A 24,299-nucleotide genomic window follows, 5' to 3' on the forward strand; every position below is an offset into this window, starting at 1 on the left:
ATCCATCAGTAAAGGACTTTGCAGAAGTGTTTGGACTGTCAAAGCTGCTCCGCGCCGGTGAGGGGCGCACCGTCAAGCGCCTCGCCAAAATCGCCGATCAGGTGATGGCACTCGACGACGAGTACTCCGCGCTGACCGATGAGGAGCTCAAGGCCAAGACCGCCGAGTTCAAAGAGCAGCTCGCCGACGGCGCCAGCCTGGACGACATCCTGCTCGACGCGTTTGCCACCGCGCGCGAAGCCTCCTGGCGTGTGCTGGGGCAGAAGCACTTCAAGGTGCAGATCATGGGCGGCGCAGCCCTGCACTTCGGCAACGTCGCCGAGATGAAAACCGGTGAGGGCAAGACCCTGACCTCGGTGCTGCCCGCGTACCTCAACGCGCTGTCCGGCAAGGGCGTGCACGTGGTCACCGTGAACGACTACCTGGCAAAGCGCGACGCCGAGATGATGGGCCGTATCCACCACTTCCTGGGCCTTGAGGTGGGTGTGATCCTGTCGGACATGCGCCCGGCCGAGCGCAAGAAGGCGTACGACGCCGACATCACCTACGGCACCAACAACGAGCTCGGCTTCGACTACCTGCGCGACAACATGACGCGCTCTGTCAACGACATCGTGCAGCGCGGCCACAACTACGCCATCGTTGACGAGGTGGACTCCATCCTGATCGACGAGGCGCGTACCCCGCTGATCATCTCCGGTCCCGTGGACGGCTCGAGCCAGTTCTACACCGTGTTCGCCCAGCTCGCCCCGCGCATGCGCGAGGGCATCCACTACGAGGTGGACCACCGCAAGCGCACCGTGGGCATCTCCGAGGAGGGCGTGGAGTTCGTCGAGGACCAGCTGGGCATTGACAACCTGTACGCACCGGAGCACTCGCAGCTGGTCAGCTACCTCAACAACGCCATCAAGGCGAAGGAGCTGTTCGAGCGCGACAAGGATTACATCATCCGCCAGGGCGAGGTGATGATCGTGGACGGCTTCACCGGTCGCGTGCTGGCGGGCCGCCGCTACAACGAGGGCATGCACCAGGCCATCGAGGCCAAGGAACAGGTGGAGATCAAAAACGAGAACCAGACCCTGGCGACGGTGACGCTGCAGAACTACTTCCGCCTCTACGACAAGCTGTCCGGCATGACCGGTACGGCTGAGACTGAGGCGGCAGAGCTGCACCAGATTTACAAGATGGACGTCGTGCAGATCCCGCCGAACCGTCCGAACCAGCGCCGCGACCGCGACGACCTGATCTACAAGACCCAGGAGGCCAAGTTCGCCGCAGTTGCCGAGGACATTGCGGAGCACGCGGCCAAGGGCCAGCCGGTGCTGGTGGGTACCACGTCCGTGGAGCGCTCGGAGTACCTGTCGCAGCTGCTCACCCGCAAGGGCGTTGAGCACAACGTGCTCAACGCGAAGTACCACGAGGAAGAGGGCCGTATTATCGCTGAGGCGGGCCTGCCCGGCAAGGTGACCGTGTCCACCAACATGGCTGGCCGCGGTACCGACATCGTGCTCGGCGGCAACCCGGAAATCCTGCTGGACGCGAAGCTGCAGGCACAGGGCCTGGACCCGTTCGAAGACGAGGAGAGCTACCAGGAGGCGTGGGACGCGCAGCTGCCGGCCGCCAAGGAGCGTTCCCAGCAGCTCGGCGACGAGGTGCGAGAGGCCGGCGGCCTGTACGTCATCGGCACGGAGCGCCACGAGTCGCGCCGCATTGACAACCAGCTGCGCGGCCGCTCCGGGCGTCAGGGCGATCCGGGCGAGACCCGCTTCTACCTGTCCATGCGCGACGAGCTCATGGTGCGCTTCGTGGGACAGTCCATGGAAAACATGATGAACCGCCTCAACGTGCCGGACGATGTGCCGATTGAGGCGAAGATGGTCTCCAACGCTATTAAGGGCGCGCAGTCTCAGGTGGAGAACCAGAACTTCGAGATGCGCAAGAACGTGCTCAAGTACGACGAGGTGCTCAACGAGCAGCGCAAGGTGGTCTACCGCGAGCGCCAGGAGATCCTGGGCTCCAAGGACATCGCTGGCCAGGTGCGCCGCATGATCGAGTCCACCATCGGCGCTTACGTCGTCGGCGCGACCGCCGAGGGCTACGTGGAGGACTGGGATCTGGACGAGCTGTGGAACGCGCTCGATTCCCTCTACGGCCCGAAGGTGTCCGCGCAGGAGCTCGTCGACGGCGACGAGTACGGCCGCGCCGGCGAGCTGACTCCCGAGCAGCTGCGTCAGGCGCTGCTCGACGACGCGAACGCCCAGTACGACCAGCTCGAGGAGAACGTTTCCGCCATCGGTGGCGAGGAGCAGATGCGCAACCTCGAGCGCATGGTGATCCTGCCGATCATCGACACGAAGTGGCGCGAGCACCTCTACGAGATGGACTACCTGAAGGAGGGCATCGGCCTGCGCGCGATGGCGCAGCGCGACCCACTGGTGGAGTACCAGAAAGAAGGCGGCGACATGTTCAACGCCATGAACGAGGGCATTCAGGAAGAGACGGTGCGCCAGCTGTTCGCCATGCGCAAGCAGTTCGAGTCGCAGGACGAGGCGCCGCAGCAGGCTGCTGAGGGTGGCTCCACCGCCATCTAGCAGGTTGCTTGGCGACGAGCTGACGCTTACAACACCTTGAAGGAGATCAGCTTGCCGTCCTGGATCTTCGCTGCGTAAGCCTTCTTGGTGCCGTCTGCAGCTTCGACGGTGCCGAAGAATTCCCCGCCCTCGCGGGCGTGGCAGGTGCGGATTCGCACTCTGCCCGCCGCGGGGGCGCTTCGTTTGTTCTGGCTCGCCAGCACGGCGGCGCGTTGACGGGCGCGGATGTGGGCGCGCACGGCCGGGGCGAAGCGCCAGGCCATCATGGACGTGGCCCGGTCTTTGCTCAGCGCGGCGTTGAGCGCTTCCGCGACAACCGGCTCGACATCGGCGGCAGGTGTGTGCGTGACCGAACCCGCGGGCCGGTCAGTGCCTGCGGGCCGGGAAAGCGCGGCGCTCGCCCGGTGCGCCTGCGGCACGAGCACTTGGATGTGCCTGTGGCCTGGGGCGGTGTAGTACATGGCGGGTGTTCCTCCCTCGCTCGCACGGGAATGCGTGGTGGAGGGGGACGGGCAGGCTGCGGGGTAGGTATCATTGTTCCCGTTCGTAGCCGCCCGTGTAAAGGGTGTGCACACTAAACTAGGCATCCGCGACGCAACCAACGAAAGAGGGATTCCGTGCAGGGCTTGATCATCGATTACGCAGGCGTGTTGGACACCGGTGCAGAGGACGAGCAGCGCTGGAAGCCCCTCATCCAGGCGGTGAAGGAGAAAGAGATCTCCGTGGGCATCCTCTCCAACGAGGAGGGCGACGGCGAGATGGCGGAAAAGATCCGCGAGTGGGAGTTCAACGGCGTGGTTGACGCTGTGGTGCTCTCGGGCGAGATCGGGGCTGAAAAGCCGGAGCGCGCCGCGTTCCAGGCCGCGGCTGACGCCATCGGCGTGGACTTGAACGACTGCGTGATGGTCGACGACGACATCATGAACGTCCGCGCGGCGGTGGAGTACAACATGATCGGCATTTTGCACACCGCCATCGACCGCACCGCGGTGGAGATCCAGTCCCTGTTCGACGTCGAGGGCGAGTTCTAGTGCGCGTCTACCTTCCCGCAACCTTTGGCATGCTCGCCTCCTTGGAGGAGCACCGGCTGATCCACGCGCGCAACGGTTGGGCGTTCGCCGCCACCGAGGCGCTGCACGAGTTTTTCACCTCCGGCGACCAGGAAGAGATTGAGGCGGTCGCGTTCGACGACGCGGCGCTGGCTTCGATCCGTCTGCTGGCCATCGGCGACGAGGAGCGCCACCCGCACCGCCGCGTGGTTGTCTCGGCCGACGTACCGGACAGCCAGGCCACGCCGGATCCGGAGATGGGAGAATCCGTGGTCAAGCTCGCCGGCCCCGTGTCTTTGGAGGATGTCGCGGCGATCCACGTGGACATCGCTGAGGCCGAAGCGGCTACCGCGAAGGCGATCGAGGTCGTCGACGCCGCCGATCTGGGCGATGAGGACGCCGAGTTGGCCGTGGGGGATGCCCAGGACAACTACATGGCGTTCTACGACCCGAGCGAGCTACCGGTGCTCGTCGAGCTGCTTTAACTCCCAGTCGTTGTTGGAGTGCAGGGCCGAAAGCAGGCCCCGCACCGCAAGTGCGCGCCGGCCGACGGGTGAGGCCGGGTCCAGCTCGTCCCAGGCGCATTCCGGGTCCGCTGGCGGGCCGAGGTGCGTGCAGCCACGCGGGCACTGCTCGGCGGCTAGCGCCAGATCCGGGAACACCTCAACGATCGCTTCGGGGGCGACGTGCGCGAGGCCGAAGGAGCGGATGCCGGGGGTGTCGATGATCCAGCCACCGCCGGGCACCTCCAGCGCCACGGACTGGGTGGAGGTGTGCCGGCCTTTGCCTACGCCGGAGACCGCGCCAGTTTCGCGCTCAGCGTCCGGCACGATGCGGTTGACCAGCGTGGATTTGCCCACACCGGAGTGGCCGATCAACGCGGAGATGCGACCGCGAATCAGCTCGCCCAGCGCGTCGACACCGTCGTCGACGCCGGTGCGCAGCACTTGAACGCCCATGTCCGCCAGCTCGCGCTCGAAGTCTGAGGGGTCGGCGAGATCCGACTTGGTCACGCACACCACCGGCGTCACGCCGCCGACGAACGCGGCGATGAGCGCGCGCTCCACAAAACCGGTGCGCGGCGGCGGATCTGCCGCGGCCACCACGATGAGCATCAGCTGCGCGTTGGCCACGATGATGCGCTCGTAGGGGTCCGTGTCGTCGGCGGTGCGGCGTAGCACCGAGGAGCGCTCTTCGCGTTTGACGATGCGGGCGAGCGTGTCCTTGGCGCCGGAGGTGTCGCCGACAACGCCGACGCGGTCGCCGACCTCGATGGAGGTGCGCTTCAGCTCGCGGGCACGGGTGCACTGCAGGCGCGTGCCGGAGCCGTCGAGCACCACGCCCCAGCGACCGCGGTCCTTAGCCACCACGAGACCGAATTCGGCGTCGTCGTGCGTCGGGCGGTTCTTCGAGCGCGGCCGCGACCCCTTGCCGGGGCGCACGCGCACGTCGGACTCGTCGTAGTCGGCGAAGCTGCGGCCCATTACTGCGCCACCACCTCCGACCACATCTCGGCGAATCCGGGCAGGGTCTTGGACGTGGTGTCGATGTTTTCCACTTCCATGCCCTTGACCACCAAGCCGATGATGGCGCCGGCGGTGGCCATCCTGTGGTCGTCGTAGGTGTGCCAGACGCCTGCACGCATGCGGGTGGGGGTGATGCGAAGCCCGTCGCCAAGCTCCTCGCAATCGCCGCCCAGCTCGTTGATCTCGCGCGCCAGCGCCGACAGGCGGTCAGTTTCGTGTCCGCGCAGGTGCGCGATGCCGGTCAGCTCGCTGGGGGTGGTGGCGCAGGCGGCGATCGCCGCGACGGTGGGGGCGAGCTCGCCGATGTCGCTCATGTCGATGCGGATGCCGCGCAGGGTGCCCGGCTCCGGGCCACGCACACGCAGAGTGTGGCCCGCGCCCTCGGCGACGAGCTCCACCTCGCACCCCATGCGTTCCAGGATGGGGTGCATGGTCGCGCCCGGCTGGGTAGTGACGACCGGCCAGTGGGGGATGCGCACCTCGCCGCCGGTGACGGCCGCCGCGGCCAAAAACGGGGCGGCGTTGGACAGATCCGGCTCGATTACCCAGTGCGTGCCGCGGATCTCCTGCGTGCCCACAGACCAGGAATTCTGCTCGGCCTTCACGCGCACGCCGGTGTCTGCGAGCATGGCCACCGTCATCTCGATGTGCGGCAGGGATGGCAAGGTGGCGCCCGTGTGGCGGATCTGCACACCGCGCTCGAACCGGGCGGCTGACAGCAACAGTCCGGAGACGAACTGGGACGAACCGGACGCGTCGATCTCCACCGGTCCGCCCTCTGCGGAGCCGGTGCCGTGGACCGTAAACGGCAGCGTCTCGCCGGCGACGTCGACGCCCAAGGCGCGCAGCGCGTCCAGAATGGTGGACATAGGACGGTTGCGGGCGTGCGCGTCGCCGTCGAAAAGCACGGGCCCCTCCGCGAACGCCGCGACCGGCGGCACGAAACGCATCACAGTGCCGGCCAGCCCGCAGTCCACCTCGGTTCCGTGCAGCTCGCCCGGGGTGACGCGGATGGTGTCGCCGTCGTGCTCGATGCGGGTGCCCATGGCGGCCAGCGCGGCCTCCATGAGGTCCGTGTCGCGCGAGCGTAGCGCTCCTGTGATGGTGGACGGCCCGGACGCGAGCGCCGAAAGAATGTAGGCGCGGTTGGTCATGGATTTCGACCCCGGCACCCGTTGCGTGTGGGTGATGGGGCTGGGATGAAACGGTGCGGGCCACATCTCGGTCATGCAGGCAATAATAATGGAGCGCATGTGTGGACGATTCGTTCTTTTCACTTCAGGTGAGGACCTCATTGACGCAGTGGAGGCGCTGCCCGGCATTTCGGACGTGGATGCGCCCGACGGCACCCCGCCGCCGCGCTACAACATCGCGCCGACCCAGCAGGTACCGCTAATCAGGGTGGCGGAGAGCCACGCGCGTATCGACGCCGCACGCTGGGGGCTGCTGCCGACCTGGAAGAAGGACGAAACCGGCCCGCCGCTGTTTAACGCCCGCGGCGAGACCGTGGCGGAAAAACCGTCGTTTCGCAGCGCGTTCAAAGCCCGCCGCGGCCTGATGGTGCTCGACGGCTACTACGAGTGGAAGCAGACGGAAAACGGCAAGCAGCCCTACTTCGTGCGCGCGGCGGAGGGGATGCTGTTCGCCGCTGCGTTGTGGGAGACGGGACTGGACCGGCTCTCCACGACAATGGTGACCACCGACGCGACAGAGAACATGGCTTGGCTGCACCACCGGCTGCCGCTGTTTCTGCGCGCGGACGAGATCCGCACCTGGGTCGACGGCACCCCGCAGGAGGCGCTGGAGCTCGTGCGGCCCTCGCGTGTGGCGGAGCAGCTGGTGTTCAACGAGGCAGCCCAGGAGGTGGGCAACACCCGCAACGATTACGCGGAGTTGATGGGGTTGATGGGGTTGATGGGCGGAAGCGACGCTTAGGGGGCGCTGATTTCGGCGAACTGCGCCCCAGTCAGCGCGGCTAGGTCCTGCGGGGCCAGCCGGGCCGAAAGGCCGCGCTGGCCGGCAGAGACGGTGATGGCTGGGAGGTCGGCCACGGAGGCATCGATAAGCGTCGCAAGCTTTTGCATCGTGCCGAGCGGGGAGATGCCGCCGACGACGTAACCCGTGGCGCGCTGCGCTTTGGCCGGGTTCGCCATCTCCGCGCGCTTCCAGCCGAGCGCCTTTGCCGCGGCCTTGAGCGACAGGTGCCCGGCCACTGGCACACAGCAGATAGCCAAGTCGCGCTCGTGGGCGATGACCAACGTCTTGAGCACCGCAGCCGGATCCAGTCCGAGCTCGGCTGCGGCATGCTCGCCGAAGTGGTCCTGGCCGGGGGAGTAGGTGAGCACCTCGTGCGCGGTGCCTTTGAGTGCTGACAGTGCGTGAGTCTTCTCGGCCATGGGGACAGGGTAGCGGCGCACAAATGGGGCCCTACAATGGCGGGCATGCCCGAAACCGAGCCGGACAACGGCGTAAGCGACGACCTGAAGGCCCGCTTCGACGAGGAAGCGATGCCGCTTTTGGACCAGCTGTACGGCGGCGCGCTGCGCATGACGCGCAACCCGCAAGACGCAGAAGACCTGGTGCAGGAGACCTACTTAAAGGCCTACAAAAACTTCGGCAGCTTCACACCGGGCACCAACCTCAAGGCGTGGCTGTATCGGATTATGACCAACACGTACATTAACTCGTACCGCAAAAAGCAGCGCCGCCCGCTGGAGACGTCTGCGGACGAGGTGACGGACAACCAGCTCTACACCTCCAGCTCCCACGACTCCACCGGCTTGGAGTCCGCCGAGGTTGAGGCGCTGAAATCCATGCCGAACTCCCGGATCTCGGACGCGCTCAACGCGCTGAACGAGGACTACCGCATGGTGGTCTACTACGCGGATGTAGAGGGGATGGCCTACAAGGAAATCGCGGAGGTGATGGACATTCCCATCGGCACTGTGATGAGCCGATTGCACCGCGGAAGAAAACAGCTGCGCGGGATGTTGAAAGACGTGGCACAGGAGCGAGGCATCGGCCTCGACCACGCCGATATGGCAACATCCGCCGGCACTGCTGGCACTGCCGGCACGCAAGACACCGCACAGGACGCGAAGGAGAAGTAATGTCCACCGGACACACCCACACCGACGCTCATGGCTGCGAAGCCACTCACCGCTTGCTGTGCGAGCTGTTCGATGCGGACACCCCGCCGGCGCGCAGGGAGGAAATCCGCAAGGACCTGGCCGCGTGCCCGGAGTGTCTTGCCGTTGCCCAGTCCGAGCGTGACGTGCGCGCCATAGTGCGCGAGTGTTGCGGGCCGGCCAAGGCCCCAGAACCTCTGCGCCAGCGCATCGTTGCCTCTCTCACCACGGTGACCTACACCGAAGTTCATTACCGCTAGGCGCTTTTTCGTGGTTGCCCGCAGCCTTTCGGCTGCGGGTTTTTCGTGTGGGAGGAGCGTTGTTTGCTTATCGACGCCCCATCGTCCCGCAACGGGGGTAAAAAGCGGGGGTAGAGCGTAACGCGGGATTGGTGAACAATCCGCGGACTTTTGAACAATCTGGCCTGTCCGCGGGGTTCGGGGAATGGAAAAACCGATAACTGAGAAACTATGAATTGTCTATACGTGCAAAGGCGCAGGTCATAGCGGGGATTGGCTCCAATGTGTGGATATGTCTCGACACGCATAAAATGCATTAACGGCGGATTGTTCAACCATCCTCCACGGGGACGGAGCAGATCGTTGAACAATGTTTTTAAAGATCATATCCACAACGGTGGATTGGTGAACAATCCGCAGGCAAGAACGTGTAGAAACGTTGAACAATCCGTAAACAATGTTCAACGATTTGGGGAATTTTTCAGGCATTCTTTCTGCGTTTTACCTGCGCATAAACAGTGCATAAACTCTTGGCTGTAACAAAGAGAAAAAGCCCCAAGCAACCGGGACTGAATCCAAGGAGAAACCGAGATGCGAGCAGCATTCCGAAACAGTGTCGCAGCGGGCCTCGCTGCAGCAATCGCCTTCTCCGGCGTGAACGTCGCAGAAGCGGCAGCTGAATTCGAGCTGGCTCCCATGGTTAGCAACACCGCTGCCATGGCGGACTCCGACAGTGACGGTCTCCCGGACATCTGGGAACAAGAGGGGGTCGTGCTGGCCGACGGCACGGAGATCCCTCTGCCGGACTGGGGCGCGGACCCGAACCGCCCGGACCTGTTTGTCCAGCTGAACTGGATGGCATCCGAATACGACACCCTCGGCTGCGATACCCGCAAGCTTCAGGAGTGTGCAGACGCGAACCGTGCCTCTTACGCCCCGTCCAAGCAGTCCTTGGACGAGCTAGTGAATCTGTTCGATGCGCACGGCATCACCCTTCACATCGATGCCGGCGCGCATTACTCGAATATTCCGCACTACGCGAAGCGCTTCGGGGGCGAGACCCTGGATTACCGCCCCGTGTACTTCGACGGCAGCATCCACGAAGCGATCCAGCTGCTGAATACGGTGGAGGATCTCGGCGATCGCGCCAACATCTTCCGTCCTGGCGTGCTCGGCGACCGGATGCGCGCAGGCTCCAACACGACGGGCCTGTCCCTGGTGGGCGACAACTCCTTCTACGTTGCAAACCCGGGCGGCCGTGCAACGGACGAGCAGGTACGCAACACCATCCTGCACGAGTTTGGCCACACTCTCGGCCTGCGCCACTGGGGAGCACAGAAGTACACCGGCAGCATTGCTGAGGGGTCGCCGATGCAAGAGGCGTACCACTCGGTGATGAACTACGACCGCCAGTTCGACTACTTCAACTACTCCGAACAGCCGTACTTCGCGGATACTCCGGAAGGCAAGCTCTTGGTGCCGGCTGACTGGGATTCGCTGGAGATGGACAACATCCGCATCGGCGCCTACGCCGAATCCATCGGCGCTCGCGCCAAGGCGGAGGACGAGGTCGAGATCGAGCAGCCGGAAGAGCGTATTGAGGTGGAAAAGCCCGCGCCGGTCGAGGTCGCGGACGACAACAATGCCCCGCAGGTGGGTCACGCGGCCAACAAAGCAGAAGCGATGCCGGGCTCGCTCCCCACCGGGAAGCCGGTGGGGCAGAAAGCGCCTGTCGAGGTCGAAAAGCCAGAAAAGACTGAGGAACCGGCAAAGGTTGAAAAGGCTGAGCAGCCTGCCAAGGAGGTGAAGGCCGAGAAGAAAGCCAAAAAGAAGGTCGACTCCAAGGCTGCTGGCTCCCAAGTCAACGTCGCAGCCATCATCGGTGGTGTGGTCGTCGCCCTCGCTGCCCTGGGTATCGGCTACGGTGTCCTGTTCATGAACAAGTAGTAAGGCCAGGCGGCAAGCCAAAAGCGGGTCCTTCCCGAATAGGGAAGAACCCGCTTTTACACTTCGTTGCAGCGCTTATGCGCTAGGGCGCTTACCGTGGTTTGCGCTCTTCTTACGACGATCCTTGCGCTTGCGACCACGCTTGCTCATGGGGCCTCCTTGAATATGGGTAACCGGTTACAGATGTTCCACTGTATCGCCCCGTGCAGCGCACGGGGTAATCCGGAGCCCTGTTATGCGGAGAGGCGGGCGCGGTTGCGGGCGCGTGCCTTGTTGCGACGCTTGAGCGCGCGACGCTCCTCCTCGGACAGGCCGCCCCAGACGCCGGCGTCCTGACCGGTCTCCAGTGCCCACTTCAGGCACTGGGAGGTGACGGGGCAGCGGTGGCAGACCAGCTTGGCCTGGGCGATCTGGCTCAGGGCCGGACCGGAGTTGCCGACCGGGAAGAACAGTTCCGGGTCCTCGTCGCGGCAGATAGCTTCGTGGCGCCAATCCATGATGATGACTCTCCTTTAAAGATCGGGTGTGTGTTCCATGTGCAATTACGTGCGCACCACAAACACCCGCGTCGAGCGGATGCGTTGCAAACGAAGTTTGATTCCTGGCACCAGGCGGAGCTTCCCGTTGGATGCGGGACCCGTCTTCCGGTTTACCGGGCGTTAACCCTGTGGTGGCGGAGGGTTAAGGGCTGTGTAACCAGCCCGTTGTTTTTGCTACCCGGAAATAATGGCACGTTCACCTACACTGCGCTAGGGGTGTATGCCAAATTGTGACTGGAATCATAGAATGTAACCCAGTATTTATCTGGCGGAGTTCTGGGAGTGGCCGGGGAATGCTGGCTGTTTTATGGTTTTGAACTGCGAAAACGGTAGTCCGCTGAGGCTTGTGTCACCGTCAAATCGCTCCGGGTGAATGGGAGCCCACGGGAGTGGGGCCTACACTACTTCGATGTGAAAACCAACAACGAGCCCGTTCAGACCACGCCCGGAACCGTGCCCGCACTCATGCGCTTCAGCGCAATCGTTGTGCTGGTGCAGTGCGCCGCCATCGTCGTCTATGTGGCATCCCTGATCATCTCTCAATTCACCGAGCACACTTCCACGCTGGAATCGCAGTCACCGGCGGCCAACTACGTCAACATCGGCACCGCGCTGTTCCTACTCATCATCTTCGGCTACGTCGGGTTCGCCGCCGTGTCGACGCTGCGGGGCAACCCGCGTGCGATCGGCGCGGTGGTGCTGGTTGAGGCGATTTTGGCCGGTGTAGCCATCTACATGTTCCGCGGCGGAATTCCGCTGTTGGGCGCGGCCACGTTGGCATCGGCTGCACTCGCTCTGATCGGGATCTTCCACCCCGCATCGCGCGAGTTCAACGAAGCGCGTTACGCGCAACGAAAAGCGCGGCGCTAGAAAGCGCCGCGCTAGGGGGACAGGGGGATTAGGTGTTCGCCTTCATTACCACGACCTCGTCGCCGCGCTTTTCCACCACCGTAGCCCCGGCGGAGGAGATGTGGACTGGACCGGTGTAGCCACCACGGTTGACCGGGATGATCTTGTCCACCGCGTTTTTATCCCAGTCCACAACCGCGATGCCGCCGTCAGAGGCGTAGAGCAACTTCTCCCCGGCGGAGAAGCCGGTACCCAATGCTCCCTGGAAAACACCGGTCACGGCAAGGGCAGACGGCTCCATGAGCAGCAGGGAATTGTTTTCCCAGTACGACATATGGTGCGGCAGGTCCGCCACCGGCAAGTTCTTGATCGTGCCGTCCGGGCCGATTTCTGGGCTGTCCATCTGCGGCACCGACGAGGAACTGATGTTCGTGCCTTCCGTGTTGTAGCCGCGGACCTCAGAGGTGGTCGGGTCATACACCGCCGCCGCGTCCTGGGAAATGGACACAAGGTAGGCGTCCGGGCTGATTTCGACGTCGGCGAGCACCTCGGGCTTGCGGGAATCTTCCGGCGTGGCCTCCTGCAGGCGCAAATACGTGCCGTCGTTGCAGACCTCCGTGATTGCCACCAGCTCAGTGCGGGTCAGTGCCGAGGTGATGGTGCACTCGTGCGGCTGCATGTCCGGCTCCTGCTTCGCCTCCACGTAGCCGTACTCGACGGTGCGCACCAGATCGGAGCGCCACACCTCGGCGCGCGAGGAGCTGGCGTAGCCGACACGGTCGTTGGACGCGAGGCGCACTACGTTTTCCGGCGCAATGGCCGAACGGGTGCCTGCGTAGTTGCCCGTTTTCGCGTCGATGGCGACCACGTCGCCGCAGCCCGCATTGTCGCGGTAAGTGGCCACGACCTTGCCCCAGGCCTGATCCACCAAGCACAGCTCGTTGGGTCGCTCGTACGTCCACACCGTCTCGCCCTCCGGAGAGGTAGCGGTCAGCGTGTGGTCGTTGTACGTGATGATCAAACCGTTCGCCACCAGCGGCTGGTCGCGGCCGGAGGTGTCCGGCAGCGTGAAGCCTTCGCTGAAAGATTTCGGCACCACGGCGAGTTGGCCGAAGTCCTGCTGTTCTTCTGCAGCCGAGACCAGGTGTGCGTCGCGCGCGGGGGCAGTAAAGAATGCGGTGCCCAGCAGCAGTGCTGAGACGCCTGCGATCACTCCAGTAGCGAGCAGATCTCCGCGGGTGCGGCGCAAGGGAGCGTTCATCGCCGTTTCCTTCCTCGAGCTTGTGCTGGGCGTGCCCCGAGCACTTTACGCGGGCGCCCAACGCGTGCCGTCGCTGACTCCGGGATATCCAGTGCCTCATGCAACTCCGGTGAGGTGGAAAACCACTCGGGCAAATCCCGGATGCCCAGCTTCAGCTCATCGTTGATGGCCGCCCACTTGCGCACTTCGTCGTAGCCGACCAGCGTCACAGCCGTGCCGTTCTTTCCCGCGCGGCCGGTGCGGCCGATGCGGTGGACGTACGTCATCGGATCGTCCGGAGTCTGGAAATTGATCACGTGGGTGACATCGTCGACGTCGATGCCCCGGGCCGCGACGTCGGTGGCGACCAAGATGTCGGCCGCACCACGTCGAAAAGCATCGAGGGACTCCTCGCGCGCACGCTGGCCGAGGTCGCCGTGGACCGTGGCCACAGTAAAGCCGCGCCCGGCGAGATCGTCCGCCAGCTCCGCCGCGGAGCGCTTCGTCCGCGCGAAAATGATGGTGCGCCCGCGACCTTGAGCTTGCAGGATACGGGCGACGACTTCGGATTTGTCCATGCGGTGGGACTTCAACACCACCTGGCGGGTGGTGTCGTGGGTGCGCGACGCGCTCGGCGCTTCAGCCCGGATGTGGACCGGTTTGCGCATCTTCGCCCGCGCCAAGGCGAGGATCGGCCCCGGCATCGTCGCAGAAAACAGCATGGTCTGCGCGTCAGGGCGCACCGCTGCCCAAAGCTTCTCAATGTCCGGTAAAAACCCCATAGCCAGCATCTCGTCCGCCTCGTCGAGCACCAGGATGGCAACCGCAGATAGGGCCAGATCCCCGCGGTCATACAGGTCGATGAGGCGGCCCGGCGTGCCGACGACCACGTCCACGCCATCCGCCAGCGCGGCGATCTGATCCTCGTAGGGGCGCCCTCCGTAGATGGTGGTCACCCGCACAGGGGTCTGGGAAGCGGCGTGGGTGAGGTCGTCGCCCACCTGCACCGCGAGCTCACGCGTGGGCACGACAACCAGCGCGCGCGGAGTGCCGTCGAGCTCGTCGATGTCCGCGTCGTCAAAGACGCGGTCCAGCAGCGGCACGCCGAAGCCGAGCGTTTTGCCCATGCCTGTCCGGGCTTGGCCGATGATGTCGCGGCCTATCAAAGCGCGGGGGAGCGTCAACTCCTGGATGGAAAACGGGCGGACGATGTTTCGTGCGGCGAGCGCGTCGGCGATCTCGGCGGCGACACCCAGCTGAGCAAACGTCGGCGGCTGTGTCTTTTTGCCGGCCGGGGCGCCGGCTTCGGCGCGGTTGTGTTCACTCTCAGCTGAATAGGGCACGCGTTCATCTTAACGGCAGGCCGTTACAATGGGGCTACTGCGCGGGCGGGCCTAGATAGGCCCGATGAGCCCGCCGCCGCGTAACCGCGGCGTAACGCCGAAGCGAATGAAGTGAAGGACAGTGAGCGACACCATGGATATCAAGATCGGTCTTGCAGACAGCCCCCGCGAACTGACGATCAAACTGCCTGAAGGTCAAGACGACATCATCTCCACCGTGGAGCAGGCCATCGCAGGCGACCAGGCCACGCTCAAGTTGGAGGACGACAAGGGTCGCGCTTACCTCATCCGAACCGAGCGCATCGTGTACGTGGAGCAGGGCAATACCGCGGCCCGCTCCGTCGGGTTCATGCGCTAAATTACGCATTTATGGCACAACGGCACGGCGCACATGAGCGGGGCGCGTGGGACAACGAGTCCCGTAAGGCGCACCGCCAGTCCGGCGACGACGATTTCGGCGATTGGTTCGACTCCTGGGAGTTTGAACCCGAAGACGACACGTCGAGGACGGAACACCGCCGTCGCCGCGGCGAGCACGCCTCCCGTCCGAGCCGCCGGTCGCGCACGCGCACGACGCGTGGAAGGGACATCCGCCCCGCCCGGCCGCAGTTCGCGCACGAGGGCGCGGTAGAAGACAGCAAGTTGGCGGAGTTCGCGCGCGAGTACGGCTGGCGCGCTTACGCCATCCCTGTGCTCGCAGTGATCACGGTGTTCATGCTGATCAACATGTTCCAAAATCCCGAGGACGTAGCGTTGGGGACGACCACGGCTTCGGAGGAGGCAGAAGCGTCTTCGCCGGCGTCGCTCGAAGAAGACGCGGATGGTGGGGTCGCGCCGCTGGAACCAGCAAAGATTGCGGAAGGCGAGTTTGACCCCCATGACCTGCCGCCGGGCGGGCCGTACACCACTCAGGGTGAAGGAACGTACTACGAGGTGGGCACTCCCGGCATGACCGCGGGCGAGGGGACCGAATTGGTGGTGCGCTACACCGTCGAGGTGGAGCACGGCATTGACACCTCCGGCTACGGCGGGGACCAGGCGTTCGCGCACATGGTTGACGCGACGCTGAGCGATCCCCGCGGCTGGACCAACGATCCGCGCTTCCGCTTCGAGCACGTCGGCGCCGGTGACGATCCGACGTTGAAAATCCGGCTGACGTCCCTGGATACTACGGCTGAGCTATGCGGGGCCCAGTTGGGTACCGAGACGAGCTGCCGCACCCGCATCACTGGTGAAGACACGGTATTGATCAACGAGTCGCGCTGGGTGCGCGGTGCGGTGCCGTTCCAGGGGGATGTGGGCAGCTACCGCCAGTACGTGATCAACCACGAAGTCGGCCACGCAGTGGGCTTTGCGGAGCACGAGGCTTGCCCGGCGCCGAACGCGCTCGCGCCGACTATGATGCAGCAGACCCTGAGCCTGAAAAACTCCGAGCTGCGGGCCATGAGCCCCGAAGAGCCGTACCCGGACAACCCGGACACGTGCCGGCCGAACCCGTGGCCGTACCCGCGTCCGGCGGTGCAGTAAGGGGGCTGTCTGTGGGCGAGCACAAGGATTCGCGCACCCCGGGTGATATCCCCGGCCACGTTTTGTCGGCGTTCCAGCTCGATGGCCGCGCCGGCGTGCCACTGGGGCCAGAGTGGGACAACGGCGTGCGCTTCGGCAGGGTCGTCGTTGCCCGGGCCAGCGCTACCGCAGCGTGGTCTGGCAAGGTGCGAGAGCACGCAGGCGAGTTCGGGTCCGGCATTGCCGTATCCCGCCCGGTGCGCGCCACTGACGGGCGCCTCGTTGTCGGAGGGTTTAAGGCCAACGAGTTCGTCGAGGGACGAGTGCTTTCGCGTATCGACGAAACAGTCGCTGCCGCCTTGCGTTACGACGAAGCCGCGGCTGGCATCGAAGCGCCCTCCGCCGACCGGGGCGACGTGTTTGCCACTGCCGAGCGGGCGGTGTGGCACGGTTACACGCCGCAGCCTGACGACGTGGTGGCGCACGTGGACTTCGCCTCCTGCCTGCTCTTTTCAGGAGACGCAGTGCCGACGCTGACAGACCTGGTGCCCTCGTCGGGCCTGCGCCCCCGAGGTTTGAGTGCGGCTCTGGTGATTGTGGACGGACTGCTGGCCGGGCTGGTGGATGCGGCCGTGCTGGAGCGATGGGCGCACGTGCCGGATTTGGAGGCGCTCGTGCGCCGCGCTCTGGAATACCGTGCGGCCTGCGCAAAGGCCGCCGGTTCGGACATACGTTCGAAAGTTGAGTTGGTGGAAGCGCTACTTGTGTCGGAGTGAGTGACACAATCTTCGGCATGGCCAATACTCGACCTTCCCCGGTGCCCCCGACCGCACTCGAACCGAGGGCGTACCTCGTGTCGCGCTCGCGTCCGGCGCACGCGCGCGAATGGCCGGTGGAGCTACCCAAAGCAGGGCTCTACAAAGTCACGGGAGAGCCGGGGTCGGGAGTATCGAGCTTTCTGTTGGATACTGCCTCGGCGGCCATTCGGCGGTGCACGGAAATTGGCGCCGAGCACGGCGGAAACGCAGGCCCGGGCGGGGTGTTGGTGCTTACGGATTCGAAGGAGACTGGCGCGCGGCTGCGTGCGGAGCTGTCAGACACGCTGGCGGCATCCGGATTCGTCTCAGACGAGCCGGTCGTGCGCTCCGTGCACTCATTGGCGTTCGCGCTTGTGCGCCAAGAGCTCGACAGTGAACTGCGCCTTATTTCCGGCGCCGAACAAGACGCGGTGATCCGACAGCTGCTGCAAGGGCACGCTGAGGACGGTGGGGGCAGTTGGCCCGAGGAATTGCGGCCTGCGCTGCCGATGGTGGGCTTTGCCCGCCAGTTGCGAGACTTCCTCCTGCGGTCCATCGAGCGCGGTTTAGGGCCGGAAGAACTCATCCAGTTAGGTCGGCGCCACGGCATTGACATCTGGTCCGCTTCGGGCTCCTTCTTGCGCGAGTACCAGCAGGTGATGGCGCTGTCTGGCGCGCACAGGATGTCTGCCTCGGAGCTGGTTGCTGCCGCGCTCGAGGTGGAGCTGCCGGCGCAGTGGCACACCGTCATCGTCGATGACGCACAGCACCTCGCGCCAGCGTCGGCGAAGTTGGTGCAGCGGCTCTTAGCGCAGGCGGAACTCGGGGTGGTCGGCGGCGACATGGAGCAGTCTGTGTTTCACTTCCGCGGCGCCTCGCCGGAGTTTTTCCGCACCATGGGTGGATTGGACCACCAGGTCATCGACCTCGGCGCCACGCGCAGAACACCGGAGAAAACCGCCGCAATCGCAGACAGCGGCGGCACCCAACTCGCGTTGGTCGCCGACACGTTGCGCCGCGCTCACCTCGAAGACGAAGTGGATTACCGGGACATGGCAGTGGTGGTGCGCTCCACACCGCTGCTGGAGCCGGTGCGGCGAGCGCTGTTGCACGCTGGGGTACCCGTCTCGCTCAACCCCACGGACCTGGTGTTAGGCGAGCAGCGCATTGGCGCGGCGCTGCTGTTAGGCGTTCGAGCGCTGTACGAGGAGCTGTCGGCCGCGCAGTGGAGGGATTTGCTGCTCAGCCCGGTCGGCGGTGCGGACCCGGTGACCCTGCGGCGGCTGCTTCGAGGCCTGCGCCGTTGGGCGCCGGAGACGCGCGCGGAAGAAACCCTGCGTGAACTGCTTGTTACGCAGGCCGGGCTACCAGATTTCGGCACGGTGCTCACGGACCGGGAGCTGGACATCCTGCGGCACGTGCGCGACGTGCTCGACGCTGGGCGTGCGGCGCTGGCAGACGGGGGCAGCGTCGAGGAAGTGCTCTGGGCACTATGGCACGCCACGGGCCTGTCCAACCGCCTGTTGGCCGCGGCGTTGCGCGGTGGCGCAACAGGTTCGCAGGCGGACCGAGACTTGGACGCCGTGATGGCGCTGTTCGATGCGGCGGGCGACCACACCGAGCGCAGGCCGAGCGCAGGCATCGAGTCCTTCGTCGCCTCAATCACCGAACAAGAACTGCCCACAGGTGTGCGCGACCGCCGCAACGCCACCCCGGACGCCGTTGCGCTTCTGACTGCGCACGGCGCGACCGGCCGGGAGTTTCGTCGCGTGATTGTGGCCGGGGTGCAAGAGATGGCGTGGCCGAGCTTGGGGGAGACCGGTTCCTTATTCCGCCAGGAGGATCTGGTGGACCTCATCGACGAGGGGGTGGATCCGGCAGTGCCGGTTTCCCACGTCAACGAGCGCCTGGTCGAAGAACGCCGGCTGTTCACGGTAGCTACCAGCCGTGCGACCGAGCAGCTCCTTGTCACTGCTGTGGAAAGCGACGACGGCGATGAGGTTGAGCAGCGGTCCCGCTTCGTGGAGGAGTTCTGCCGGGACTTTCGCATAACGGCGCGGCCAGTACGTGTTGCGGGCACGCTAGAGGAGGCGGTACGCAGCACACGTGTGCAGGGGGCAGACGCCGATGACGATGTGTCTGTGGTGCGAGTGCTCGCGCACGACGATCTCATCGCGGAGTTTCGCCGCGTGCTCACAGACCCGGACGCGGCAGAAGCGCAGCGCCGCCAAGCGGCGCGACAGCTTGCGCGTCTCGCACACGCTGGTGTGTTGGGGGCGGCGCCGGGGCAGTGGTGGTCGACCACGGAGCCGTCGACAAGCACAGCGCTCAACGTTGCGCCGGCGCTGTCCCCGTCGCGCGTGGAGCAGCTGCTCGCGTGCCCCATGCGCGCGGTGCTGGAGCGGATGGCCGGCCTGAACGAAACGCTGGACATGGTCTACGGCTCGATGGCGCACGCCTTTTTCGAAGCACTTGGCCAAGGCGTCGACGAAGAGGCGGCGCTCGAGGCGACGGTGGCGGCGCGCCGGGCGGCGGATAGCTCGCCCGAGTGGAAAGTGGAGCGCGACATCGCGGATTTCCGGGCCATGCTCGAGCGCACATATTCATGGTTGCAGGCCAGTCGCGGCGCCTTCGAGCAACTCGCTGTGGAGGCGGACGTGGACGTGCAGGTCAGCGAGCACGTGAGAATCCGCGGCAGGCTGGACCGGCTTGAGCGCGATGAGCGCGGGGCGGTGCACATCGTGGACCTGAAAACCGGGGCGACGCCGCCGACCGTTGCTGCGACAGCGGACAACCCCCAGCTGGCCACCTACCAGTTGGCGCTGTCGCACGGCCAGTTCGTCGACGGCAAGGTGGTCACCGCAGCCCATGACACCGATCCACTCGAGGTCGGCGGTGCGGTGCTGGTGTATCCGAACGCTGGCAAGACTTCTCTGACCACGCGCGAGCAAGCCGCCAAAACCGACGAAGAATTTGCCGAGCTTGCGGCCGCGCTCGACGGGCTGCCCGAAGAGATCGCAGGCCCCACACTTATGGCCGTGACCGGCCCGCAGTGCGACCGCTGCGCGGTGCGCGCTTTGTGCCCCGTTCAGCCGGAAGGAGCGACGATTCACCATGCCTAACCCGAACCCCATGTCACCGGTGCTGCTGTCGCGCTACCTGGGGCAGCAGTACCCGCCCACCGAACAGCAAGCGGACGTCATCGGTGCGGACCCGGGCCCGCTGCTGGTCGTCGCAGGTGCCGGCGCCGGAAAAACCGAGACCATGGCCGCACGTGTGGTGTGGCTAGTGGCCAACGGGTTCGCCCGCCCCGACGAGGTGCTGGGGCTGACGTTTACCCGCAAGGCGGCACAGGAGATGGGCAAGCGCATCAGAGACCGGCTGGGTGCGCTCGCGCAGAACACGGAGTTGGTGCGTCGGCTGGACCCGTCCGGCGAGCTCGCGGAACATCTCCAGGTCATCGCGCCGACAGTATCGACCTATGACTCATACGCCGGGGAACTCATCCGCGAGTACGGACTGCTGGTGCCGGTGGAGCCGGACGCGAGGCTGATCACCGACGCGGAGCTGCACGCTATCGCCACCGACGTGGTGGTCAACTACTCCGGCGGGCTGCTCACACAGCTGGGATCCAACCCCTCGCTCGCCACTGTCGTGGAGGACCTGCTGGCGCTGAACACCTCCATGGGCAACGAGCTCGCCGCGCCGGGTTGGGTGCGCGAGCACGCGCACGATTTCCTCGCCGAGACGGAGTCGTACCCGACCGGCCCGCGCGCGCGGGTGGAGTTCACGAAGGTGCTCACCCGCTGGCGCTCCAAGCAGGAAGAACGCGCGAATCTGCTGCCCCTGGTGGAAGAGCTCGGCGCGGAGCTTCGCCGTCGCGGGGTGGTGACCTTCAACGAACAGATGTCGGTGGCCGCGCAGTTGGCGCGGGACCACCGGGTGGTGGGGGCGTCGCAACGCTCCCGCTTCCGCGTGGTCATGCTGGACGAATACCAGGACACCTCCCATGCGCAACGAGTGCTGCTGCGCAGCCTGTTCGGCAACGGCGCGGACCCCGCGCTGACAGTGACGGCAGTGGGGGACCCGATGCAGGCGATCTACGGTTGGCGCGGCGCCACGGCCGCGAACCTGGAAGCGTTCGTGGAGGATTTCCCCACCGCTGACGGCACGGCGCCGAAAAAGCAGCTGACCACCTCCTGGCGCAACCCGCCGGAGGTGCTGGCGTTGGCGAACGGCGTGTCCGACGCGGTGCTCGGTACAGGGAAAAGCAGAGCGGTTGCGGCTCTGTCGGCTCGCCCCGGTGCGGATGCCGGTGACGTGACTTTGGGGTTTTTCCCCGACCAGGAGAGCGAGATCGATTTCGTTGCGGACCGCCTCGCGCAGGAATACCGGGCTGCGCAAGAAGGTGGACTGCCGTTTTCGGCGGCGGCGCTGGTGCGGAAAAACCGGCACTCGCCGCCGCTTGCTGCGGCGCTTGAGGCGCGCGGGGTGCCCTACGAGATCGTGGGGCTTGCCGGGCTTTTAGACGTGCCGGAGGTCGCCGACACCGTGGCCATTGCCACCATGCTGGTGCGCCCGGAGGACACGGCAGCGGCGTTGCGCATCCTCGGCGGACCTGCAGTCGGGCTGGGGCTGGCCGACCTAAATGCGCTGGCGTCGCGAGCGAAAAACCTGCGGGGGGCCAACAGTGCACACGAGGCTGCTGAGGAGGAGGCGGATGCGGCTGCCGGAGCGGAGGAGCACCTGCATGAGCAGCTCGCAGATTTAGTGGCGCGTGCCGCGGAAATCTCCGCCCGCACGGACAAGCCGGAAGGCCTCACGGACGCGTTGGCGGATTTGGGCGAGCCGGAGCGCTACAGCGAGGAGGGACTGGTGCGGATGCGCGATACCGCGGCGAAACTGCGGTGGCTGCGCACGCATAGCCTGGGCAAGCGCTTGAGCGATTTGTTTGCAGACATCATCCACGTCTTTGGCATTCGCACGGAGGTGCTCGCCCGAGGATCCGCAACGGGCGCGGTGCACCTGGACCGACTGCTCGAGGAGGTCGCGGCTTACCCCGGGGCGAGTCTGGACGGGCTGCTGAATTTCTTCGACCTCGCCCGCGCCTTCGAGGACGGGCTGACACCGGGGGCGGTGGCGGTCAAGGAAGACCGCGTGCAGATCCTCACCGCGCACAAGGCCAAGGGCCTGGAGTGGGACACGGTTGCGGTGCTACACGCGGACGCGGAGACGTACAAGGCCAAGACGGAGACTTTCCTCACGTTCACCCGCTACCTGCCCACCGACACGTTCGGCGACCCGGACATTTACCCAGTGTTCGCGGAGGTGGAAAACCGCACCGACTTTGAGAAGGCAGGCAAGGCCTGGCTCAAGGAGGTCGCCGGCGATTTGGCGGAGGAGACCTCCCGGCTGTTCTACGTGGCGGTGACCCGAGCGGCGAAACGGCTCATCGTCACTGGTTCGCGCCGCCGCGACGGGGCGGCGAAAGAAGCCGAGCCGTACTCCCACTTCGCCGCGATGCGCGAGCGCGTCCCGGAATCGAGCGTGGTGGTGTGGGACGACGGGCTCGACACCGGCACAGCCCAGCCCGGCAACGAAGCAGGCGCCCCCGGCCAGGCTGCGGCACCGGAGACTGGCCGCTGGCCCCACTATGCACCAGCGCAGCAGGACCTCGCCGCCGCGGAGGCAGTGCGTGCCGCGATAGACGAGTTGCCGGACTACACCGACGGCGAGCTGTTCGCGCTGTGGGAACGCGATGCCACAGCCTTGATCGAGGAGCACGAGGCGGCGCAGGCCGCGGATGTGGCGGTGGTGATGCCGGGCGAGCTCACGGCCTCCGACGTCGTCGCCCTGAAGGCAGACCCGCAGCAGTTCGCGCGGCGTGCGCGCCGTCCTGTGCCGTTTAAGCCCAACACCTACGCCAAGCGCGGCACCGCGTTCCACGAGTGGCTGGAACAGTTCTACGGCGCGCGCCCTCTGCTGACTGAAGACGAGCTGCCGGGCAGCGACGAGGCGGAGGTGGACCGCACCACGCTGGAGCGGCTGCAGCGCAATTTCGAGGCAAGCGAATGGGCCAACCGCACCCCGGCGTATGTGGAGCACCCCTTCGAGCTCGCGCTGGGCAATTCGGTGGTGCGCGGGCGCATGGACGCGGTGTTTTCGGATGAAAACGGCTGGGTTGTGGTGGACTGGAAGACGGGTGAAAAGCCCGGCCGGGACGCGATGGAATCGGCGCAACTGCAGCTGGCGGTCTACCGTGAGGCGTGGCGCCGTATCGCAAGTGACGGCAAGCCGGTGCGGGCTGTATTTTTCTACGTACGTACCGGCGAGACGTTCGCGCCGCATGCTTTGCCGGATCTCGCGCAGCTGGAGACAATGCTTGGCGGCGCGGCGGCAGGCTCGGCCGCTGATGCGGGCCTGCAAGGCGATGGAACTGAGATGGAAAGCGAGGAGCGGCAGTAGTGAAGCTTCGGAGCCTGTTGTCGCTACGCGCAGACGCGACAAACCTCACCGAGATCCCGGTGCACAGCCTGCTGGACGTGGTCAATATTCCGACGGCGGCTCGCGCTACGCCGTGGGCGCTGATCGCCCGGCGTTTCGCTTACGCGCTGCTGCTGATCGTCGCTGTCGCGTTTGTGGCGTACTTGGATCGCAACGGCTACTCGGAGCCGCTAACGTTCATCGACGCGTTGTACTACTCCGCGGTGACGCTGTCTACTACCGGCTACGGCGACATCACGCCGATGACGCAGTCGGCGCGCCTGGTCAACATCTTCCTGGTCACACCGGCGCGTGTGGCCTTCCTCATGGTCCTCGTCGGCACCACCTTGTCGGTGCTCACGGAGGATTCCCGCAAGACGCTCCGGATCCAACAGTGGAGGAATAGCGTGCGTAACCACACGATTGTCATCGGATACGGCACCAAGGGCCGGTCCGCCATCGATGCGCTTATCGCAGGCGGCGCAGCGCCGTCGTCGATCGTGGTCATCGACCCGGACCCCGCCGCGCTGACGGTGGCGGAAAAGCGCGGTTTGATCACGGTGCACGGCAACGGCACGAAGTCGGACGTGTTGCGGGTGGCGGCTGTCAGCCGGGCGCGTTCCGTAATTGTGGCGCCGTCTTCGGACGACACGGCGGTGCTGATCACGTTGTCGGTGCGCGAGATGGCGCCGAGCGCGATGATCGTGGTCAGTGTGCGGGAAAGCGAGAACCAGCACCTGCTCATGCAGTCTGGTGCGGATTCGGTGATCGTTTCGTCTGAGACCGCGGGCCGCCTCCTCGGCATCGCTACCGTCACTCCGCCGGTGGTGGAGATGATGGAGGATCTGCTCAGCCCGGACGAGGGGTTCGCGGTGGCGGAGCGCCAGATCGCGGACGACGAGGTCGGTGCAAACCCCCGCCACTTGGCGGACATTGTGCTGGGTGTGGTGCGCTCGGGCGAGCTCTACCGCATCGATTCCCCTGAGGCGGAGACGGTGGAGCCGGGCGATCGCCTGTTGTACGTGCGCATGAACGGCGCGATTACCGGCCAGGACTAGCGCG

22 protein-coding genes are annotated in these 24,299 nt (G+C 65.5%); 14 read left to right on the forward strand and 8 right to left on the reverse strand.

Annotation, left to right across the window (positions count from 1 at the left end):
- Positions 1–26: 26 nt before the first annotated feature.
- Positions 27–2,591: a preprotein translocase subunit SecA gene (secA, locus tag CFOUR_RS02585; protein WP_085957744.1), complete on the forward strand. Its 2,565-nt coding sequence runs from the start codon at positions 27–29 to the stop codon at positions 2,589–2,591.
- A 26-nt stretch (positions 2,592–2,617) separates the two neighbouring features.
- On the opposite strand, the gene CFOUR_RS02590 is transcribed toward secA, so the two are convergent.
- Positions 2,618–3,052 (reverse strand): hypothetical protein, encoded by a 435-nt coding sequence (locus CFOUR_RS02590; protein ID WP_085957745.1) that lies wholly within the window; start codon positions 3,050–3,052, stop codon positions 2,618–2,620.
- Positions 3,053–3,208: 156 nt separating this feature from the next.
- On the opposite strand from CFOUR_RS02590, the gene CFOUR_RS02595 reads away from it, so the two are divergent.
- Positions 3,209–3,622 (forward strand): HAD family hydrolase, encoded by a 414-nt coding sequence (locus tag CFOUR_RS02595; RefSeq protein WP_085957746.1) that lies wholly within the window; start codon positions 3,209–3,211, stop codon positions 3,620–3,622.
- Positions 3,622–4,125: a DUF6912 family protein gene (locus tag CFOUR_RS02600; protein WP_085957747.1), complete on the forward strand. Its 504-nt coding sequence runs from the start codon at positions 3,622–3,624 to the stop codon at positions 4,123–4,125. Before CFOUR_RS02595 ends, CFOUR_RS02600 begins: the two co-directional genes overlap by 1 nt.
- Here the strand turns inward: CFOUR_RS02600 and rsgA are convergent.
- Complete coding sequence (rsgA, locus tag CFOUR_RS02605; RefSeq protein ID WP_085957748.1) at positions 4,099–5,124, reverse strand: ribosome small subunit-dependent GTPase A; 1,026 nt, start codon at positions 5,122–5,124, stop codon at positions 4,099–4,101. The two genes, CFOUR_RS02600 and rsgA, sit on opposite strands and share 27 nt — an antisense overlap.
- The gene (gene aroA, locus CFOUR_RS02610; protein ID WP_290179858.1) at positions 5,124–6,395 is read right to left on the reverse strand and encodes a 3-phosphoshikimate 1-carboxyvinyltransferase; all 1,272 of its coding nucleotides are present in this window, start codon (positions 6,393–6,395) and stop codon (positions 5,124–5,126) included. Before aroA ends, rsgA begins: the two co-directional genes overlap by 1 nt.
- A 22-nt stretch (positions 6,396–6,417) precedes the next feature.
- Between aroA and CFOUR_RS02615 the strand changes: the two genes are divergently transcribed.
- Positions 6,418–7,101: an SOS response-associated peptidase gene (locus tag CFOUR_RS02615; RefSeq protein WP_085958450.1), complete on the forward strand. Its 684-nt coding sequence runs from the start codon at positions 6,418–6,420 to the stop codon at positions 7,099–7,101.
- On the opposite strand, the gene CFOUR_RS02620 is transcribed toward CFOUR_RS02615, so the two are convergent.
- Complete coding sequence (locus tag CFOUR_RS02620; protein ID WP_085957750.1) at positions 7,098–7,562, reverse strand: aminoacyl-tRNA deacylase; 465 nt, start codon at positions 7,560–7,562, stop codon at positions 7,098–7,100. The genes CFOUR_RS02615 and CFOUR_RS02620 overlap by 4 nt on opposite strands.
- Before the next feature lie 45 nt (positions 7,563–7,607).
- On the opposite strand from CFOUR_RS02620, the gene CFOUR_RS02625 reads away from it, so the two are divergent.
- From CFOUR_RS02625 to CFOUR_RS02635, 3 genes are all read left to right on the forward strand, one after another.
- Complete coding sequence (locus tag CFOUR_RS02625) at positions 7,608–8,276, forward strand: sigma-70 family RNA polymerase sigma factor (protein WP_085958451.1); 669 nt, start codon at positions 7,608–7,610, stop codon at positions 8,274–8,276.
- Positions 8,276–8,554 carry a hypothetical protein gene (locus CFOUR_RS02630; RefSeq protein WP_085957751.1) on the forward strand — a complete coding sequence of 93 codons (279 nt, stop codon included), beginning with the start codon at positions 8,276–8,278 and terminating at the stop codon, positions 8,552–8,554. Before CFOUR_RS02625 ends, CFOUR_RS02630 begins: the two co-directional genes overlap by 1 nt.
- A gap of 570 nt (positions 8,555–9,124) precedes the next feature.
- A complete protein-coding gene (locus CFOUR_RS02635; RefSeq protein WP_085957752.1) occupies positions 9,125–10,480 on the forward strand; it encodes a zinc metalloprotease in 1,356 nt (451 codons plus the stop codon).
- Positions 10,481–10,555: 75 nt separating this feature from the next.
- Here CFOUR_RS02635 and CFOUR_RS11380 read toward each other — a convergent pair whose 3' ends face one another.
- Both CFOUR_RS11380 and CFOUR_RS02640 read right to left on the reverse strand, forming a co-directional pair.
- Complete coding sequence (locus CFOUR_RS11380; protein ID WP_096030696.1) at positions 10,556–10,630, reverse strand: 50S ribosomal protein bL37; 75 nt, start codon at positions 10,628–10,630, stop codon at positions 10,556–10,558.
- A gap of 83 nt (positions 10,631–10,713) precedes the next feature.
- Positions 10,714–10,977: a WhiB family transcriptional regulator gene (locus tag CFOUR_RS02640; RefSeq protein WP_034997533.1), complete on the reverse strand. Its 264-nt coding sequence runs from the start codon at positions 10,975–10,977 to the stop codon at positions 10,714–10,716.
- A 453-nt stretch (positions 10,978–11,430) separates the two neighbouring features.
- Between CFOUR_RS02640 and CFOUR_RS02645 the strand changes: the two genes are divergently transcribed.
- A complete protein-coding gene (locus CFOUR_RS02645) occupies positions 11,431–11,889 on the forward strand; it encodes a hypothetical protein (RefSeq protein ID WP_085957753.1) in 459 nt (152 codons plus the stop codon).
- Positions 11,890–11,917: 28 nt separating this feature from the next.
- Here CFOUR_RS02645 and CFOUR_RS02650 read toward each other — a convergent pair whose 3' ends face one another.
- Both CFOUR_RS02650 and CFOUR_RS02655 read right to left on the reverse strand, forming a co-directional pair.
- A complete protein-coding gene (locus tag CFOUR_RS02650) occupies positions 11,918–13,129 on the reverse strand; it encodes an Rv3212 family protein (protein WP_085957754.1) in 1,212 nt (403 codons plus the stop codon).
- On the reverse strand, positions 13,126–14,364 hold the full coding sequence (locus CFOUR_RS02655; RefSeq protein WP_230471898.1) for a DEAD/DEAH box helicase: 1,239 nt from the start codon (positions 14,362–14,364) through the stop codon (positions 13,126–13,128). The genes CFOUR_RS02650 and CFOUR_RS02655 overlap by 4 nt, the downstream gene beginning before the upstream one ends.
- 220 nt (positions 14,365–14,584) lie before the next feature.
- Between CFOUR_RS02655 and CFOUR_RS02660 the strand changes: the two genes are divergently transcribed.
- Genes CFOUR_RS02660 through CFOUR_RS02685 form a run of 6 tightly spaced genes read left to right on the forward strand, consistent with a single transcriptional unit; the run spans position 14,585 to position 24,295 of the window.
- The gene (locus CFOUR_RS02660) at positions 14,585–14,809 is read left to right on the forward strand and encodes a DUF3107 domain-containing protein (protein WP_085958452.1); all 225 of its coding nucleotides are present in this window, start codon (positions 14,585–14,587) and stop codon (positions 14,807–14,809) included.
- An 11-nt stretch (positions 14,810–14,820) separates the two neighbouring features.
- Positions 14,821–15,978 carry a DUF3152 domain-containing protein gene (locus CFOUR_RS02665; RefSeq protein WP_329955429.1) on the forward strand — a complete coding sequence of 386 codons (1,158 nt, stop codon included), beginning with the start codon at positions 14,821–14,823 and terminating at the stop codon, positions 15,976–15,978.
- An 11-nt stretch (positions 15,979–15,989) separates the two neighbouring features.
- The gene (locus CFOUR_RS02670) at positions 15,990–16,733 is read left to right on the forward strand and encodes a hypothetical protein (protein ID WP_101706391.1); all 744 of its coding nucleotides are present in this window, start codon (positions 15,990–15,992) and stop codon (positions 16,731–16,733) included.
- Between the two features lie 17 nt (positions 16,734–16,750).
- On the forward strand, positions 16,751–19,876 hold the full coding sequence (locus CFOUR_RS02675; protein ID WP_085957756.1) for an ATP-dependent DNA helicase: 3,126 nt from the start codon (positions 16,751–16,753) through the stop codon (positions 19,874–19,876).
- Entirely contained in the window at positions 19,869–23,219 is a 3,351-nt protein-coding gene (locus tag CFOUR_RS02680; RefSeq protein WP_085957757.1) for an ATP-dependent helicase, read from the forward strand. The genes CFOUR_RS02675 and CFOUR_RS02680 overlap by 8 nt, the downstream gene beginning before the upstream one ends.
- Positions 23,219–24,295 carry a potassium channel family protein gene (locus CFOUR_RS02685; protein WP_085957758.1) on the forward strand — a complete coding sequence of 359 codons (1,077 nt, stop codon included), beginning with the start codon at positions 23,219–23,221 and terminating at the stop codon, positions 24,293–24,295. Before CFOUR_RS02680 ends, CFOUR_RS02685 begins: the two co-directional genes overlap by 1 nt.
- Positions 24,296–24,299 lie beyond the last annotated feature (4 nt).

This window comes from Corynebacterium fournieri (assembly GCF_030408775.1).
GTDB lineage: Bacteria > Actinomycetota > Actinomycetes > Mycobacteriales > Mycobacteriaceae > Corynebacterium > Corynebacterium fournieri.

Bases quoted from the DNA above. Each gene is read 5' to 3' on its own strand.
- CFOUR_RS02590 (WP_085957745.1), bottom strand. From the start codon at position 3,052: ATGTACTACACCGCCCCAGGCCACAGGCACATCCAAGTGCTCGTGCCG.
- rsgA (WP_085957748.1), bottom strand. From the start codon at position 5,124: ATGGGCCGCAGCTTCGCCGACTACGACGAGTCCGACGTGCGCGTGCGC.
- aroA (WP_290179858.1), bottom strand. From the start codon at position 6,395: ATGACCGAGATGTGGCCCGCACCGTTTCATCCCAGCCCCATCACCCAC.
- CFOUR_RS02615 (WP_085958450.1), top strand. From the start codon at position 6,418: ATGTGTGGACGATTCGTTCTTTTCACTTCAGGTGAGGACCTCATTGAC.
- CFOUR_RS02620 (WP_085957750.1), bottom strand. From the start codon at position 7,562: ATGGCCGAGAAGACTCACGCACTGTCAGCACTCAAAGGCACCGCGCAC.
- CFOUR_RS02625 (WP_085958451.1), top strand. From the start codon at position 7,608: ATGCCCGAAACCGAGCCGGACAACGGCGTAAGCGACGACCTGAAGGCC.
- CFOUR_RS02630 (WP_085957751.1), top strand. From the start codon at position 8,276: ATGTCCACCGGACACACCCACACCGACGCTCATGGCTGCGAAGCCACT.
- CFOUR_RS02635 (WP_085957752.1), top strand. From the start codon at position 9,125: ATGCGAGCAGCATTCCGAAACAGTGTCGCAGCGGGCCTCGCTGCAGCA.
- CFOUR_RS02640 (WP_034997533.1), bottom strand. From the start codon at position 10,977: ATGGATTGGCGCCACGAAGCTATCTGCCGCGACGAGGACCCGGAACTG.
- CFOUR_RS02650 (WP_085957754.1), bottom strand. From the start codon at position 13,129: ATGAACGCTCCCTTGCGCCGCACCCGCGGAGATCTGCTCGCTACTGGA.
- CFOUR_RS02660 (WP_085958452.1), top strand. From the start codon at position 14,585: ATGGATATCAAGATCGGTCTTGCAGACAGCCCCCGCGAACTGACGATC.
- CFOUR_RS02665 (WP_329955429.1), top strand. From the start codon at position 14,821: ATGGCACAACGGCACGGCGCACATGAGCGGGGCGCGTGGGACAACGAG.
- CFOUR_RS02675 (WP_085957756.1), top strand. From the start codon at position 16,751: ATGGCCAATACTCGACCTTCCCCGGTGCCCCCGACCGCACTCGAACCG.
- CFOUR_RS02680 (WP_085957757.1), top strand. From the start codon at position 19,869: ATGCCTAACCCGAACCCCATGTCACCGGTGCTGCTGTCGCGCTACCTG.